The organism is Sorangium sp. So ce281, assembly GCF_051527395.1.
In the GTDB taxonomy this organism is placed as follows: domain Bacteria; phylum Myxococcota_A; class Polyangia; order Polyangiales; family Polyangiaceae; genus Sorangium; species Sorangium cellulosum_B.
Genome location: NZ_CP150322.1, coordinates 6808119 through 6824663 on the forward strand (window position 1 = coordinate 6808119; position 16545 = coordinate 6824663).

8 protein-coding genes and 1 pseudogene are annotated in these 16545 nt (G+C 70.1%); 5 read left to right on the forward strand and 4 right to left on the reverse strand.

Annotated features, from left to right (window positions below; all coding sequences use genetic code 11):
• Window positions 1-175 precede the first annotated feature (175 nt).
• Together WMF27_RS25835 and WMF27_RS25840 are read right to left on the reverse strand one after the other, a co-directional pair.
• On the reverse strand, window positions 176-1234 hold the full coding sequence (locus tag WMF27_RS25835; protein WP_437766216.1) for a hypothetical protein: 1059 nt from the start codon (window positions 1232-1234) through the stop codon (window positions 176-178).
• Between the two features lie 486 nt (window positions 1235-1720).
• Window positions 1721-2986 (reverse strand): hypothetical protein, encoded by a 1266-nt coding sequence (locus tag WMF27_RS25840; protein WP_437766215.1) that lies wholly within the window; start codon window positions 2984-2986, stop codon window positions 1721-1723.
• 371 nt (window positions 2987-3357) lie between these two features.
• On the opposite strand from WMF27_RS25840, the gene WMF27_RS25845 reads away from it, so the two are divergent.
• Window positions 3358-3846 (forward strand): hypothetical protein, encoded by a 489-nt coding sequence (locus WMF27_RS25845; protein ID WP_437766214.1) that lies wholly within the window; start codon window positions 3358-3360, stop codon window positions 3844-3846.
• A 296-nt stretch (window positions 3847-4142) separates the two neighbouring features.
• Window positions 4143-6953, forward strand: a complete 2811-nt coding sequence (locus tag WMF27_RS25850; protein WP_437766213.1) for a protein kinase domain-containing protein — start codon at window positions 4143-4145, stop codon at window positions 6951-6953.
• Window positions 6954-6993: 40 nt separating this feature from the next.
• On the opposite strand, the gene WMF27_RS25855 is transcribed toward WMF27_RS25850, so the two are convergent.
• Together WMF27_RS25855 and WMF27_RS25860 are read right to left on the reverse strand one after the other, a co-directional pair.
• Window positions 6994-7284 (reverse strand): hypothetical protein, encoded by a 291-nt coding sequence (locus WMF27_RS25855; protein WP_437766212.1) that lies wholly within the window; start codon window positions 7282-7284, stop codon window positions 6994-6996.
• A gap of 741 nt (window positions 7285-8025) precedes the next feature.
• A pseudogene (locus tag WMF27_RS25860) lies at window positions 8026-8511 on the reverse strand (Uma2 family endonuclease); the annotation flags it as partial.
• 1236 nt (window positions 8512-9747) lie between these two features.
• On the opposite strand from WMF27_RS25860, the gene WMF27_RS25865 reads away from it, so the two are divergent.
• The 3 genes from WMF27_RS25865 (at window position 9748) to WMF27_RS25875 (ending at window position 16487) form a co-directional block, all read left to right on the forward strand.
• Window positions 9748-10830: a hypothetical protein gene (locus tag WMF27_RS25865; RefSeq protein ID WP_437766211.1), complete on the forward strand. Its 1083-nt coding sequence runs from the start codon at window positions 9748-9750 to the stop codon at window positions 10828-10830.
• A 33-nt stretch (window positions 10831-10863) separates the two neighbouring features.
• Window positions 10864-13545, forward strand: coding sequence for a Kelch repeat-containing protein (locus WMF27_RS25870; protein WP_437766210.1), 2682 nt, complete (start codon window positions 10864-10866; stop codon window positions 13543-13545).
• A gap of 1013 nt (window positions 13546-14558) precedes the next feature.
• Window positions 14559-16487, forward strand: coding sequence for a CARDB domain-containing protein (locus WMF27_RS25875; RefSeq protein WP_437944541.1), 1929 nt, complete (start codon window positions 14559-14561; stop codon window positions 16485-16487).
• Window positions 16488-16545 lie beyond the last annotated feature (58 nt).

Genomic DNA, 16545 nt, shown 5'->3' on the forward strand with positions numbered 1-16545 from the left:
GGACGGAGCGGCGCAACGATCCGGGGAGGGGCGCGCTGGCGCTCACCTTGGCCTGGCCGCGCCGAGCGATCCCCCGCTGGTCGCCGCTCGGCGGCGAGGGGCCCCGCGGTGCGCGCTCGTGCCGGTCGGCAGTCGCTGAGCGGACGCGGCCGCGGCGCCGAGAAGACGATACGTGTCAGTTGTAGCAGCGCCCGGCGTTGCCGGTCCCCACGCTTTCGCAGGAGTAGCAGCCCGGCTGGCCGACATACCACGTGCGCGCGTCACAGATCTTCCTGCACGTCCCGCCATAACACTGGTATCCGGCCCCGCAGGTCTCCCCGGAGCAGGCCCCGTCCGGAGGTGTCGAGCCCGGCTGGCCGCAGCTCGCGAAGCTGCCGCCGGTGTACTGGCACGCTTCGCCCGCGGCGCAGCCCGTCTGGGTCAGGAGATCGCACGTCCCCTCGGGCGCGGGCCCCTCGAAGCCGATGTCGCTGTCCGGGAGACCGAGGCTCAGGCAGTTGACGCCGAACGCCGAGCCGCTCACGCTGCAGAACTTGACGCACGAGCCTTGGTCCGGGTTGGCCTGATCCACCTTGAGGCACTGGGCGCCCGCGACGCACTGGTCCGAGGTGCACGGAGAGCCCACCGGCAGCGCGCCAGGGGACGCACAGAACGTGCGGCCGCTCGAGTCCGCGAGGAGACACGTCTGCCCCGACGGACAGTAGTTGTAATAATAGGAAGAGACCAGGTTGCACTGCCCCCGATCCTCGTTCGGGGCGACATCGAAGCGGATGCCGACCGAGCCATCGCCGAGGGTGATGGCGCCCTGTCCGGTCGTGAACGTGAACGAGAGTTCGGTCGTCGCGGACGGGCTGACCTCGAACGTCTGGGGATTCGGCGAGAGCAGGGCCGCGGAGATGGGAGACTCCGTGCCGTCCGGCTCGATCTTGGCGAGCTCCCAGCCGTCCGCCAGGCGAACCGTGTAAGGCCCCTGGAACAGCATCGCCGTCAGCGTCTCCGCAGCCGGATCGCCCTCGGAATCGAGGATGGCAGCGTGGGCGCCGTTCGTCGAGTGGATCGCGAACACGGCGTTGTGGAGGCGGAACTCGCCTCCCGCCGACGTCACGAGCGGGAGGCTGACCATCCCGGCAGCCTGCTCGTCATGCGAGCCCACGGGCGACGTGCAGCCGATCGTCGTCGTCGCTCCGGCGGAGACCAAGAGCGCCAATCCGAGAGGAAACCACCTGAATTTCATCTGTTCATCCATCCTTCTGCGCGCTCGGCGCGGGGGGCGCAGCCTGGCGTCGACGTCGATCGCGCCGGGACGAGGCGGCGGGATCGTCATCGCTGTCAGCCTGCGTGCGGCGGTCGATGCCGGCGGTCGCGCTGTGCGCCGCGGCTGCTGCCGACAGGCGCGTGAGCGTCGCGCGTCGGCGTGTGGTCAGTCGGTCAGTCGGTCAGTCGTCCAGTCGTCCAGTCGGTCAGTCGGCCAGTCGGCCAGTCGGCCATCCGTCATCGCAACGGCCATGCCATCGCGGACGCGCCGGTCTTCGCGGCGGAAGGGCCCGGGGGGTAGCCGCCGGCGTCCGCCGTGCGCTCGCAGGGCTTCGCAGCAGACCGCGTGCGCCGGCGCTCGCCGCCGCGCTGGGCTTTCGGCCCCGCGCGGCGGCGTCCAGCGGGTCGGGCGATGGATCGAACGATCGATCGGCTCGATCGAACGATCACTTCCGCCGGGTCGATCTCAGAGCTCGTCGAACGGGACGACCTCGATCTCCGTGTGCGGGCTGCCGCCGAGGATGTTCCGGACCAGGACGAGGTACTCGGGCCCGGCCAGGAGGCGTTGCGCGGCCGCATCCATGGAGTGGGTCGCCTCGGGCTCGAGCGTCTCGGTGTTGTACACGTGAAGCACTGGCGCGGTCCCCGCGAGCATGTAGGCCAGCTCGCCGCCCGGGCCGAAGGCGAGATCGCTCCAGGAGAGCCCCATGTCGGCGACCCACGTCATGTCCGACGGACTCGAGTTGCTCGCAAGGAAGATATGGCCGCACCGTGTGTAGATCGTGGTCCCGGCGGGGTGGATCCGGAGATCGCCGCACATCGGGTAGGTGCCGTGGTACGGGCTGTCGTAGGCCGGTCTGGCCGCCCCGTCCGCGAGGTTCCACCGCTCGATGTCGCTCGGCGAGACATCGGTATCCGCCCCGTAGAAGCGGTCCCGGCTCGGATGGAGCTTGATGTTGGTGTTATGGCGGATGGTCCCGGAGAGCGTGTACCACCCCGTGGCGACGTCGACCGAGGCCACGGAGGTCCACTGCCCCGAGCCGCCCGCCACATGCACGTAACCTGTCCCGTCCGACACGACCTGCCACGGATCGAGGGGGATCCAGACCGGCGCTGGCGCCGCGAGCGTCACGGCGTCGATCGCGGCGACGTAGCCTTCCTGCTCGTCGTCCCACCAGTACGGTGAATGATCGTCGGTCGGCAGCGAGACGATCACCTGATCGAGGATGGGGTCGAAATGCATGAACTCGGCGCGCCACCCGGTGGGGACCGCGGTCACGACCCCGGACGCAAGGTCCACCACGTTCACCCGCCCATCGCCGCCGTAGCTCAAGAACACCCTGTCTCGTTCGGTGTCCAGCACGACGTCGAAGTAGCCAGGATCGGTCGTGTACGTGCGCCTGCCGATCACACCTCCCGCGCCCTCACCGCCCTCACCGCCGTCGCCGCCCGCGCCGCCGTCGCCGCCGTCGCCGCCCGCGCCGCCGTCGCCGCCCGCGCCGCCATGACCACCCACGCTCACGCCGCCATTCCCACCCACGCCCTCTCCGCCGGTACCCGCGCCCGTGCCGGCGACGGTGGCCGGCCCGCTCGCCGTGGTTCCCGAGGGCTCGCCGCTCCCGGCGCTCGACGCGTCGGCGCCGCCTCCGCCGTGATCGCCGGAGGACTGCTGCCAGGGCGCGGTACAGGCTGTCAGCAGCAGCAAACCCCAGATCAAGTCGTTCTTGCGCATGGATTCCCTTCTGTCCGGCGCGACGCCGCTCCCGGCGCGCGCTGCGGCGGCCCCAGGCACCGCGCATGCCACGAGAGGTCCGGGCCGAACCTGGCGCGGGCGTCGAGCGGCGCCCGGCCCATGGAACACGAAGGCCGACATCGCGCAGGATACCGGAGTTGATCGTTTGATCAAGCAGGCTGATCCGCTCGATCCATCCTCGCGCCAGCCCGGCGCCGCCGTCGGGCCTTCTCGGGCCTCCGAGCGCGCTGGCCCGGGGATTGCTGAATCGCTCCTGCAGAACCGTTGAAAGGGTCCTCTCGCGGAGAGCGCCGCAGAGAGGCGCTCGGATGGCCACCCGTTCAACCGCCCCTCAACCGAAGGAGTTGTCCATGACGATCAAGCTGTCGATGCTCGGGCTCGTGTTCCTGACTGGCTGCAGCACCACCGCCACCATCACGCGCGCCAGCGGCCCCTCGGTCGAGGCCAAGATCGTCGGCGGCGACCGCTACGACGTGTACGTCGAGACGCCTTTGGGCGGACAGGAGACCATCCCGCGCAGCGACATCGCGGACATCGATCATCCCGGCTCGACCGCCGGTGTGCTCGGCGGCATCGTCACCGCGTACGGCGCCCTCAACCTCGCGGTGGGGCTCCCGAAGTGCGAGACCGAGGGTGCGGCCTTCTGCACGGGCGTCTTTCTCCCGATGGGCATCGGCCTCCCGATCATGCTCTGGGGCATCGCGACGAACGCGGGATCGCGCGGGGCGCTGAACAAGAGCCCTTCGAACGAGCAGCGAGGGAGCCTCTTCGTCGCCCCCACCCACCAGTTCGCAGGGCGGCCGGACACCCCGGGGCTCGCCGTCGGCGGCACCTTCTGATCCTCCAGCACCGCTCTTCCCGCCGAGCGCCCCCGGTCCGCGCGCATCGCCGCGCGCGGCAAGGTCGCCCCCCGCTCACCACCCCACGGACCGCGCACCGATACAGCGACGACGGCCGATCAGCCCCCGGCCGGACACGGTTCACGCTCACGGGCGCGATGGATCCAGGTTCATCAGCTCACCCCACCTCTCCTCTTCTTTTCTTCCCCCGCCTCGCCCGGTCCGCAGCGCCTCACGCCGCGGAGCGCGACGATTGCCGGTCCAGGTCACTTTTCGGGTAGTCTGCGTTGTCGAGCATGACGCAGCACGACTCGCCAGACATCCCGACGGCGCCCGACGCGCCGCGGGTCTTCAACGCGTCGACTTCCCCCCTCGCGCCCCCCGTCCTGCGCGCCTGCCTCGGCGCCGACCTCGGCCCTGGGCACGTCATCGCCGGCCGGTACGAGATCCTCTCTCGGCTCGGCGTGGGCGGCATGGGCTCCGTGTGGCGCGCCCTCGATCGCGCGTTGGAAGAGGAGGTCGCCGTCAAGGTCCTCCTCGCCGATCGGTCGAGCGCGCCGATCATGGTGGCGCGCTTCCACCGTGAGCTGAAGCTCGCGCGCAGGATCTCCCATCCCAATGTCTGCCGCGTCTTCGACCTGGGCGAGGCCGACGGGCTGCGCTTCCTGACCATGGAGCTCGTCGAGGGCCAGACGCTGCGGGCCGTCCTCCTGGAACGCCCCCCCGATCCGAGGCGGGCGCTCTCGCTCCTGCACGAGGTGGCGAGCGGGCTCGCCGCGGTGCACGAGCAGGAGATCATCCACCGCGATCTCAAGCCGGAGAACGTGCTGGTGCGGCGCGACGGGCGGGCGATCGTCGCGGATTTCGGCCTCGCGCGGGGCGCGCTCGCCCAGGCGTCGACCGTCGACAGCATCGCCGGCACGCCCGCGTACATGGCTCCGGAGCAGCTGCGCGGCGAGCCCCTCAGCCCGGCCAGCGACGTCTTCTCGCTCGGCATCCTCGGCTTCGAGCTGCTCACCGGTCGCTCCCCCTTCGGCAGCGGCGCGCCCCTGGTGATCGCGAGCGCCATCCTGCAAGATCCACCGCAGCGCCTCGAGGTGCCGGCGCTGCCGGCGAGCGCCGTCTGCGCGCTGGATGCGTTGCTCGCGCGCGCCATGGCCAAGCGCCCGGAAGAGCGCTTCCCCTCGGCCGTCGGCTTCGAGGCCGCGCTCGCGGCGGTCATCGCCGCTCTGGACGAGGCGAACGGCAGGACCACGGCGGCGGGCGAGGTGATGCCGCGCCGCGGCCCGTCGATGCCTGCAGGCGCGATCGCCCCGACGCTTCCGGACGGCCGGGCGTCGCTGTCGACCACGCTGGACGCGACGACGCCAGGCGTCCCGTTGCCGCCGGCGGCGAGCGCGGCGCCCCCCGGCGGCCACACGTCGCTGCCGCCCCGCAGGTGGCGGTGGAGCGCGGCCCTCGCGGCGGCGTCGGCGATCGGGCTCGCGGCCGTCGCCTGGCGCGGCACCGGCGGCGGGCAGGCGGCCTCCCTCGATGTCGCCCCGCCCGAGGAGCAAGCGCAGGCCGCGCGCTCGGCCCCTCCCGAGGACCCCCGCCCCTCCATCGTGGTGATGCGCTTCGACAACCTGACCGACGACCCCACGTGGGACGGGCTCGGCCAGGGAGCCGCGGAGGCGATCCTCGGCGGGCTCCGCACCATGCCGCAGGTGCGCGCGCTCGGCTCGGCGCCGCCCGGCAATCCGGCGGCCGAGGCGATGCGGCAGAGCGCGACCTGGGTCCTCACGGGCACCCTCCAGCGCGTGGGGGCGAGCCTCCGCCTCTCGGCGCAGCTCCGGGCGACCGACGGCCCGGTCGCGGACGAGCCCATCGAGATCGACGGCGACCCGGGCGAGATGCCGCGGCTGCTCGAGGCGCTGCGGAGCCGCGCCATCGACGAGGTCCGGCTCCTGTGGCGGGACCATCACCGCCAGGATCGCGCCGTCCGCGGGACGAGCGACGCCACGGCCAGGGCGAGGCTGCTCCAGTACTACAAGCTGATCGGCCCCGCGCCGCGCCCGCAGCACCACGCGGAGGGCAAGCGCCTGCTCGACGAGGCGCTCGCCGCCGATCCCGGCTACGTGCCGGCGCTCGCGGAGCGGGCCTATCTCCGGTCGTTGCACGCCTACGCGCAGGACGAGCCCTCGCTGTACGCGTCGGCGCTCGGCGACCTGGATCGCGCCCTCTCGCGCGCGCCGGACGACGCGCAGGCGCTGGTCATGCGCTGCCGCGTCCTCCAGGTGAAGCGCCAGGCCCAGGACCACGCGACGGACGCTGACAACGAGGCCGCGCTCGACGCCTGCGAGGCCGCGCGCCACGCCGATCCCGGGTCGGCGGACGTGCTCCTCGTGTTCGCGCGGCTCTACGACGACACGTGCCAGAGCGACCTTGTCGATCAGGTCGCCGAGCAGGCGATCGAGCTGGATCGCAGCCTGTCGGGCAGGGTCCTGCGACATCGCATCATGCTCGCCATGCAAGAGGACAGGTGGGAGGTCGCAGATCGGGTGTCGCTCCGGCTCCTCGCCTTCGAGGAGGAGCAGCGGGCGCTCGGAGCGCGCGGCATCACGCGGCGGATGGGCGTCTTGCCCGAGCCGGGCGCCCACCTGCTCCGCGCCGCGGTCCTGCTGCGCCAGGATCGGCTGGACGAGGCGCGGCGGGAGCTCTCGGAGGAGCTCGCCGCCGACACCGGGGCGAAGGCCGACAGGCCGTTCGAGGCCACCTCGATCCGGGGGCTCCTGCGCATCGCGCGCCAGAAGGGGGAGCCGGGCAACGCCCGGCTGGAGCAGCGCCTCGCCGTGCTGGAGCGGCAGTTCCAGGAGGGCGCGGCGAAGAACCCGTACGTGGCCACCGCGGTGGCCGGCGCGTACCTGTGGACGGATCCCGACGCCGCCGTGGGCTGGCTCGGGAAGGTGGGCGCCCCAGGCTCGTTCACGGAGGCGTTCCACCGCGCGCTCGCCTACCGGATGGCCGGCAAGCACGCCGCGGCGCGCGCGTCGCTGGAGACGCGCGCGCCGTCGGAGCAGTGGGAGCGAACCTGCGCGACGTGGCTGCGATCGCAGCTGTCCCTCTGAGCGCGGCGGCGCGCGCGTACCGGCCTCCTCGCCCTGCGCGTCAGATGCGACCGCAGAACGGCTGGCACATCATCTGAGGCGTGACCGAGGGCGCCTTCACGCTCGGGGCGTCCTCCTCGCCTGCGGGCGCCTCCTCGTCCGCGCTCTCGTCCGCGCCCTCCTCATCGTCCTCGATGGGCGCGCCCTCGCCGTGCTCGCTGCAGGCCCCAGCGCCGAGCCCACAGGGGCTGTCGTCGCTCGACGCGACACACGCGGTCGTGGACAGCATCGAGAGGAGGCCAGCGAGGAAGAGCGAGGACAGACCAAGAGACTTCAGGATGTGACGAGCCATGATCGCACCTCTCCATCGAGCGGCCGGAGGGCCGCTGTTGCAGGGATTTCCGCGGGCGATCCGCTCGCTGGCCGGACTGCCGATCATGAGATCATGAGTGGCAATCAGGACCCACGCTGGCCGTCGGCGATTGTCCTCGAGGAGGGGCTCCTCGTGAGCGCTCGCCGGAACCCTCGTGAGAGCGGCGTCGTCCGTTCGCCAGGGGGATATCGCACGTGCCGTACCAGGGGCCGCCGCGGGCCCTGGTCGCGGAGCGTCCGAGGTGCGTGAGATGGGAAAAACGGCGAGATCCTCGGGGAAACCGAGGATCTCTCAGCGGGCTGCGGGCGGGCGGGAGGCGCCTCTAGCGGGGGCTCCCCGGCTGCGAAGAGGGTCTGTTACACAAGCGATGCGCAAAGTGAGCTGGCGATCTGCACAAAGTGAGAAACAGGGCCGCGCACGCGACGGGGCGCGCTCCTCGTCAGTGGCGAGAGGGATAAGCTCCTATCGCCGCGGGCCCGGACCGGGCGTGATCGCCACGGAGGAAGGGTGTTCGAGGGCCGAGCCGTGCGACGCGGGTGAGCTCGCCGAGGGCGCGCTCATCGAGGACGAGAGGAGGGCGACGAGCCCGGCGGCGCCGGCGAAGGCGGTTGGCCACCTGCGGCGTGGCCCACGACGTAGCCGGCGCGTGGTTCACCGCCTCCGGCGGCGCTCAGCGCGCTGCCGGGACGGTGCTCGACCACCCCCGGCCAAGCGGGCGCCTCATCCCGGGGAGCGTCGCCGCGTCCGCCGCTTCCCCTTGGCCAGCGCGAGCTCCGCCCGCAGCGCCTCCACCTCGGCCTGCAGCTTGTCGTTCGCCTCGCGCGCCTTGGCCTCGGCCTCTTCCGGGGTCGGCAGCAGATCGTGGCCTTCGCGGTCGCGCGCCAGCCGGAGCATCGGGCCGACCGACGGGTCGTCCACCACGGTCCACCAGAACCCCAGCGCCTCGCACGCCCGGAGCTCCGGGTCGTCGGACGCCCGTTCCACGAGATCGCCGTCGTGCGCGTCCCAGACGCGGATCGATCGCTCCCGATCGTCGGGATGGAAGCGCACGACCTCGCGGATGCCCGACGCGCGATAGCGCACGAGCTTCTCGTCCCAGTCGGGCTCGCCCTCGTCCGACTCGCTCACGATCTCGACCGCGAGGTCGGGCGCCCCGTGAAGCCACGTCTTCCAGCTGCGGAAGGTCCGGTGAGGCACGCCCAGCCGGACGAAGGCGTCGGGGGGCGAGGCGCTTCTTCGGCGTCGTCGGGTCCCAGTAGACGAACTGGTCCGACCCGAGGGTCGCCACCCGCGCGAGTTCGCGCTTGAGGATCAGGTACAGCGCCGTGCGGAGCTCCAGGTGGCGGTTCGTCTCAAGCACTTCTTCGCTCTCCGGGAAGTACACCGGCTCGGGCGGGCGGCTGTAGACGTGCGCCCGCACCCGTTCGCGAGGCGCGGCGGGCGGGCCGTGGGCTCGATGGTTGACATGCCTTGACATGCCTTCGCGGAGGGTACCACGAGCGCCGCCGTGCGGCATCGCTCGGGCGAGCCCGGGGGTGGAGCGCAAGAGGGAGCAGGAGAACGCGCGCGAAATGCCGCGCGCGTTCACGAGGAGCGCTGCGCCCGTGCGCTTTCTCGTGATCATCACGGCGTCCTCTCGGCGAGCGTGGAGGTGCCGCCGACGATACGGAGCCACGGCGCGCGCTTCGGTTGCGGCTCAGGACACGCGAACCTCGCGAACCTCGCGAACCTCGGATGCCGCGCGAGGCGAAATAAGCATCAGGCGGGATTCGATTGCACACGAAGCTCGAGCTCGTCTGCGGGATGTTTGCCCCTCCTCGCCGACGACGATGCGCTCCGCATTCCCGTCCTCGCACAACAGCGCATGATTCTTCATGATGAGCGCTCCTTCCTGTCCAGCGAGGTAGAGGATCGGCTCCGACAGACGCCGGTGCGCACGGGCGCACGGAGGACGTCACGGGGGCTGCGGGCGTGAGCGTCGATCGTTCGATCCAAGGGATCGATCCGTTCGATCCATCCGCCCCCTGCCGACCTGCGCGCTGACGCCGCTGGATCCCGGGCCGCCGCTCGTGCTCCACGGAGCTCCGGGACGGGTGCGCGCCGTGGCCCCGAACTTGTCTCCTCCGTGGCGGGGTCCGCCCGTCGAGGAGACGTGCCCGACGCTCCCCCCGGGTGCGAATGGTGCCGTCATTTGCCGAGAGACGTTCCACATGAAAGGTGCGCGGCCAGCGTCGTGGGGTCATCCTTTTCAAAGTCCGTCCAGACGAGCTCGACCACCGTTGCGGACCCACGTTCGGGCGGCTGCCCCTCGCCGAGAGCGCGGGCGATGATTCCGAGTTGCCGTCCGCGGGCGCTCTGCGTTATCGTGAATTGTTCCGGTGACGGCCAGCGCCTCCGCTGTTCGCCGCACCGTTCGGGAAGGTAGTCCCGGGGAGTCAACGCATGTCACAAGGGAGTCGATTTCCGGCCTCGCTGACGCTGACGTTGGTCATGGTCGCCACGCTGGCTTCGCCGGCCATCGCTCAGCCGTCCTCCGAACAGGACGCGAACGAACCTCCACCACCACCGCCGCAGGCATCGGCGCCGCCGGCCGCCGACCCCGACGCGAGGCCGTGGGCGAGCGGCGTGTCCGCGGAGGATCAACGTCGCGCGCAGGAGCTGTTCGCCGAGGGCAATGACTATCTCGACAACCTCGGGTTCGCCACGGCCGCGGCCAAGTACCGGCAGGCGATCGAGCGCTGGCCCCACCCGGCCATCCAGTACAACCTCGCGATCGCGCTCATCAAGCTCGACCAGCCGATCGAAGCCTATCGGACGATCACCCAGTCGCTTCGTCACGGCGCTGCGCCGCTCGATGCGGAGCAGTACAAGCAGGCGCAGAACTACCAGCAACTGCTGAGGAGACAGATCGGCGAGGTCGAGCTGAGCTGCGCCCAGGCGGGCGTGGAGGTCAAGCTCGACGGCAAGCTCGTCCTCACCGGCCCGGGGACGGCGCGGGCGCTCGTGCTCGTCGGCGAGCACCAGCTCGTCGCCGGCAAGCGCGGGTTTCGGACCGTCACGCGATCGCTGCCGGTCTACTCCAGCGCGACCGTCGAGGTTCGACTCCGCCTGTTCACGGAGGAGGAGCTCACGGGGAGCGAACGCTACTGGAAGGCCTGGCAGCCGTGGGCCGTCGTGGCCGCCGGAGTGGGGATCACCGTGGCCGGAGGCGCCCTTCACTACTGGGGCGCGCGCTCCAACATCGAGGGATTCGACGACCAGCTGGCCAGGGACTGTCCGCTGGGGTGCCACGACGCCGAGGCCGTTTCTCCGTCGCAGCGGCTACGGACGGGTCAACTGCAGCAAGAGCTCGCCTGGGGCAGCTATGTCGCAGGTGGGCTGGTCGCGGCCGTGGGCATCGCCGGGGTCGTCGTCAACCTGCCACGCACGGTGCGCCTCGACCGCAGCTCGGAAGAGGCGCGGATAACGCTCGGGTTATCCCAGTCCCCGCAGGGCGGCGGGCTGGCCATCGCTGGACGATTCTGAGCCAGGGGGACGCTGAAGAATGGGAGCCGACGGATGAATGGCGTGATGCGAACGGCAGCGTTCGCCCTCCTCCTTGGCTGCTGGCTGGCCGGCGCCGCCTGCGTGGAGACGACATCGACGCTGTGTCCCAACGGACGGCGATGTCCCGCTGGGACCTTCTGCGCGGCGAACCAGGACATCTGCATCCGGTTCAGGTGCGGCAATGGCATCGTCGACGCCCCGGACGAGGCCTGCGACGACGGCAACAATCTGGACAGGGATGGCTGTTCGGCGGACTGCAGCTCGACGGAGAAATGCGGCGACGGGGTCGTCGATCCGAAGACGGAGGCGTGTGACGACGGCAACAACGTCGACGGCGACGGCTGCCAGGCGAACTGCGCGATTCCGCTCTGCGGAGATGGGATCCTCGACGACGAGTTCTTCGAGATATGTGACGAAGGCTCGGCGAACTCGCGCGATCCCGACGCGGAATGTCGGCCGAATTGCCAGCCGCGACGATGTGGCGACGGTATCCAGGACACCGGCGAGGTGTGCGACGACGGCAACCTTGCCGCCGACGACGGCTGTACGCCGGACTGCCGGTCCGACGAGAGCTGCGGCAACGGATATGTCGATATCATCCCCGGCGAGCTGTGCGACGACGGCAATGCGCTGAGCTGCGACGGCTGCACGTCCAGCTGTGTCGCCGAGGAGCCTCTCTGGGTCGAGCACACGTTCACCGCCCTCTCGTCCTCGTCGTCCTACGCGATGGCCTACGATGCCGCCCGCGGGCGCACCGTCCTCTTCGGCGGGAAGGGCCGCTTCGACGATCTGAACAACGAGACCTGGGAGTGGGACGGTACGACCTGGATCAGGACCACCCCCACCGGAGCCTCCCCGTCGCCGCGCGCTGACCACGCGATGGCCTATGACGCCGCACGCAGGCGCGTCGTGCTGTTCGGCGGCTTCGCCGGGGGTACGAGCCGCGACGATACATGGACGTGGGATGGAAGGACGTGGACAGAGGTCAGGCCGGCTGGCTCCTCGCCCGGGCCCCGGCATGCTCACACGATGACCTACGACCCTGCGCGACGCCGGATCACCCTGTTCGGCGGCTCTCGCGCGCTGAACACTGGGCTCGACGACACCTGGGAGTGGGACGGCACAGCCTGGGCCGAGATCACCCCTGTGGGCTCGTCCAGGCCGTCTCCTCGATTCGATCATATGATGGCCTACGACGCCGCGCGCAATCGCATCGTGCTCTATGGGGGCATCTATTACGACGCTCGTTTCCAGGACACTTCTACTCTCCAGGATACCTGGGAGTGGGATGGGACGACATGGACCGAGCGGCTCTCCGTCGGCCCCTCGCTGGCTTGGGATGCCGCACACGCGATGGCTTACGACGCTTCTCGTGGCCGCATCGTCCTTCTACTCGGCTCCAGCACCTGGGAATGGGACGGCGCCGGCTGGACCAAGCGGCTGCCCGCCGGGTCTTCGCCCTCCTCGGTGGACAACGCGATGGTCTACGACGTCGCGCGCGGCCGCGTCGTCGTCGTCGACGATGGCGAGACATGGCTCTGGGATGGCGCCGAGTGGACCAAGCATACCTTCGCCGACGCCTCGCCAGGTGGTCGATGGAGCGCGGCGGTGGCCTATGACACAGCGCGCAGCCGCGTCCTGCTGTTCGGCGGCGACGTCGCAGGGGCCACCGACACCTGGGAGTGGAACGGCGCGACCTGGACCGAGCGCACCCCGAGCTCCTCTCCCCCATGCTGCGCCAAGATGGCCTACGATGTCGGTCGCGATCGCACCTTCCTGTACGGCTGGGGTGAGACGTGGGCGTGGGACGGTGCGGATTGGACGCGGCTCACCCCTGCAATCTCTCCTCCCGTGAGATTTGGACATGCGATGGCCTACGACGCCGCGCGTCGCCGGGTCGTCCTCTTCGGCGGCGAGTTCGGCGACCGGGCTCGGGGCGACACCTGGGAGTGGGACGGCACGGACTGGATCGAGGTGGCCCGCTCCGGTCGTTCTCCCCCTCCCCGATACGACCACGCCATGGCCTACGACGCCGAGCGCGGCGGGGTCGTCCTCTTTGGCGGCCGAGGCGATTCGGCGCTCAACGACACATGGAGGTGGGACGGCTCGCGATGGTCGGAGCTTCCCTCTTCCGGTACCACGCCGTCGCCTCGGTACGGCCATTCCATGGCCTACAACCCCGCCCGGCGGCGCGTCGTGCTCCTCGGCGGCTTCGACGGAATCTACCGCGCCGATACGTGGGAGTGGGACGGCAGCCTCTGGAGCGAAGTTACCCCCGCCTCCTCCCCCGCGCCGAGGGCGTTCGCCGCGATGGCCTACGACGCCGTTCGCAGCCGCGTCGTTCTCTTCGGCGGCGGCGAGGACTTCCCGAGCGCGACGGCCGACACGTGGCAATTCTCCTATCATCGCGGGGACCAGGTCTACGAGACCTGCCTCCACGGGTTCGACAACGACGGAGACGGCCTGATTGGATGCAGCGATCCCGACTGCTGGAGCTATTGCGCTCCCTCCTGTCCTCCCGCCGGCGCCGGCGACTGCGACGACTCGCTTCCGCGCTGCGGAGATGGCGTCTGCAACGCGCAGCTGGAGACCTGCGTCCTCTGTCCGCAGGATTGCGGCGTTTGCCCGCCGGTCTGCGGCGACTTCCTGTGCAGCCCAGGAGAGAGCTGCCCGGCCGACTGCAATCCGCAGTGAGCAGCGGGCTCCTGCCAGAGCGTGCAATGGTACAACGCCGAACACAAGACACGACAGACACGCCTATGACCCATGAGAGCCGAACCCTGCTGAGCGCGGTGTGTGCCATCGTTCTGTGCTCCTGCTCGGAGCCGCCGGAAACCCTGTTTCCCGGTCCGCTCGAGCCGATCACGGAGCTCGGCTGCAGCGGCGGCGCGGCCCCGCCGCCCGTGCCGCTCGGGGTCATCGACGGGTGGTCCTTGAACACGGGGTGGGAGTCGCGCGTTGTGTGCGAGCATCGACACTCGCACAGCTACGTCGACGGTTCGCTCCCAGGAAAGCTGTGCCTGGGATTGAATCGCGGCGTGGGGGCCATGGTGGCGCACCCGCCGGTCGACGGTGGGCCGGGCACGTATGCCGTCGAGTTCGCCGCCCAGGTGGACGACGACCAGGTCATCGAAGTAGCTCTCTCCCGAGGCACGGACGGTGAATCTCCAGACTGGGCTCGCAGCGTCTCCGTCGCTCTCGAGTGTCGCCGGCCGTGCGCGTCCGCGACCGATGAGCGGGCTCGTAGCTGCCGTCCCGTCGTGCGCCTCCACGACACGCCGGAGCTGGATCTGGACACCACCTCGCCGCACGGGCGCCACGAGGTCTTGCCAGCGCACGCTCCCCAGGATTATGAGCTCAAATGCGCGTTGAAGGACGAGTACGGCATCCCGCTCCCCACCGCCGGCATCGTCACCGCCGAGATCATCGTGGAGCAGCGTTCGCTGGGCTGGAAGATCGACGGCGCGCTGGTCTCCGGCTTCGGGCCTGCCTATCGGCTCGACCGCGCGCGCTGGTCGTGCGAGCAGGCGGACGGCGCGCCCGCCGACGACGCAGCACAGCGCCTGTTTGTCGTGGGTCTGCCGCTTGTCGAGCCGGCGAAATCGCTGGACGAGCCCGGCTACGAGCTGACCTTCGAGCACTGGTCGCCCGGAGAGAGCCGCTGCGCCGCCGCTCCTCTGGCGGGCAGCGCCTCGGACGGCGCCTGGATGTGCGTACGCGATGCGCGCTACGCCTCGTGCGACCGGGCAGACTGTCCCGAGGCCTGCGGCGATGGCACCTGCGACGCCTGGGAGACGTCTTCCACGTGCTACAGCGATTGCGGACCGCGGGGCGCCGACCTGGCGGTCGCGTCGTTCGACTGCGATCGGCCGATCGAGGCCGGCGGTCCGGTCTCGTGCGAGGTGGTGCTCGTCAACCAGGGAACCGCCGATACAGGCGCGTTCGAGAACCAATTGTTGCTTTCGAGCGATGGGACCTTCTCCAGCGGTGGCGCGCTGCTCGGCAGCTGTAGCTCGGCCGCCCTCGCGGCTGGCTCGACGTCGACCGTCGCTTGCAGCGGCACGGTTCCGCCCGCGACCGAGGCCGACACCTGGTACCTGGGTTTCGTCGCCGACAGCTCGGGCGCGGTCGCCGAGCTCGACGAGACCAACAACCTCGGCTACGAGGCGGTCGTGGTGGATTCAGACTACGTGCCGCCGGCCGATCTGGTCATCTCCTCGGTGTACTGCGAGTCGCCTTCGAGCATCGATGAACACGAGTGCCTGGTGGTCGTCGCCAATATCGGCAAGCAGGACACCGATCCGTTCCTCGTCGATCTGCGTCTATCCAGCGACGAGCTCATCGCCGATCCCGATCTGCTCCTGAATACGTGCCAGGTCTCCGGCGTGGGGGCCGGATCGTCGCGAACGATCTCCTGCGCCTTCACGAGGCCTCGGGAGATGATGATCGGCTCTTGGCTCGTGGGCGCCGTAGCCGACAGCGAGGATACCGTGCCTGAGTCCGACGAGAGCAACAACACCGAGCACGACTGGCATCTTCGCCTCATCCAGGAGGGCCCGCCCAACCTGGTGGTGTCCTCGGTGGACTGCCCGGCGCGCGCGACGTCCCCGGGGACGATCAGCTGCTCGGTGCGCATCCGCAACCAAGGAGACGGCTTCGCGAGCTCGATCAGCGGCGAGATGCGGCTGTCTCAAGACACAAACATTACGACGTTCGACACCCTGATCGGCACCTGCGATCGCGTCAGCTTGACAGCAGGCGGCTCGACGACGATCACGTGCGATGGCACCATTCCAAGCGGGCTCATCGGCCTCCAGAACGTGGGCATCGTCACCCATGGCCCGATTTTCAGCGCCGAGCCGAGCGGTGACGACAACACCGGTTATGACGCGATCCAGCTCGATCCGGGCCCCGCCGACCTGGTGGTATCCTCGGTGGAGTGCCCCCGGAGCGCGACGTCCCCGGGCGAGATCCGCTGCTCGGTGCGCATCAGCAATCAAGGAGGCAGCGCCGCGAGCTCGTTCAGCAACGAGATGCGCCTGTCTCGCGATGCAAACATCGCCGGCTTCGCCACGCGGATCGGCGCCTGTGACAGCCCCAGCCTCTTCGCAGGGCAGTCACAGACGATCACCTGCAGCGGCTCCATTCCAGCGGGGCAGACCGGCCCCCAGTACGTGGGCATCATCGCCGACAGTGTGTCTCGGGTGAACGAGGCCGACGAGAAGAACAACACCGGTCACGCCGCGGTCTCTATCCAGCAGAGCCTGGCCGATCTGGTGGTATCCTCGGTCGACTGTCCCCAGAGCGCGACGTCCCCGGGCGAGATCCGCTGCTCGGCGCGCATCGGCAATCAAGGAGGCAGCCTCGTGGGCTCGTTCAGCGTTGAGATGTACCTCTCCGGCGTCCCGAACAACTTCAGCTTCGGCGCTCGGATCGGCAGCTGCGACAATCCACTCTCCATTCCAGCGGGCGGATCGCAGATGGTCACCTGCCGTGGCACCATTCCCAGGGGGCACGCTGGCATCGAGTACGTGGGCGTCATCGCCGACAACCCATCGCTGGTGAGCGAGTCCGACGAGCGCAACAACACCGGTTATGATTCCATCAGCCTGACGGGCGGGGCCCCCTTTCCCTAGAGCGACAAGCGGGCTGAAGCTGCCTGAAAAAACGCAGAATTTCGAACCGCCAAGACGC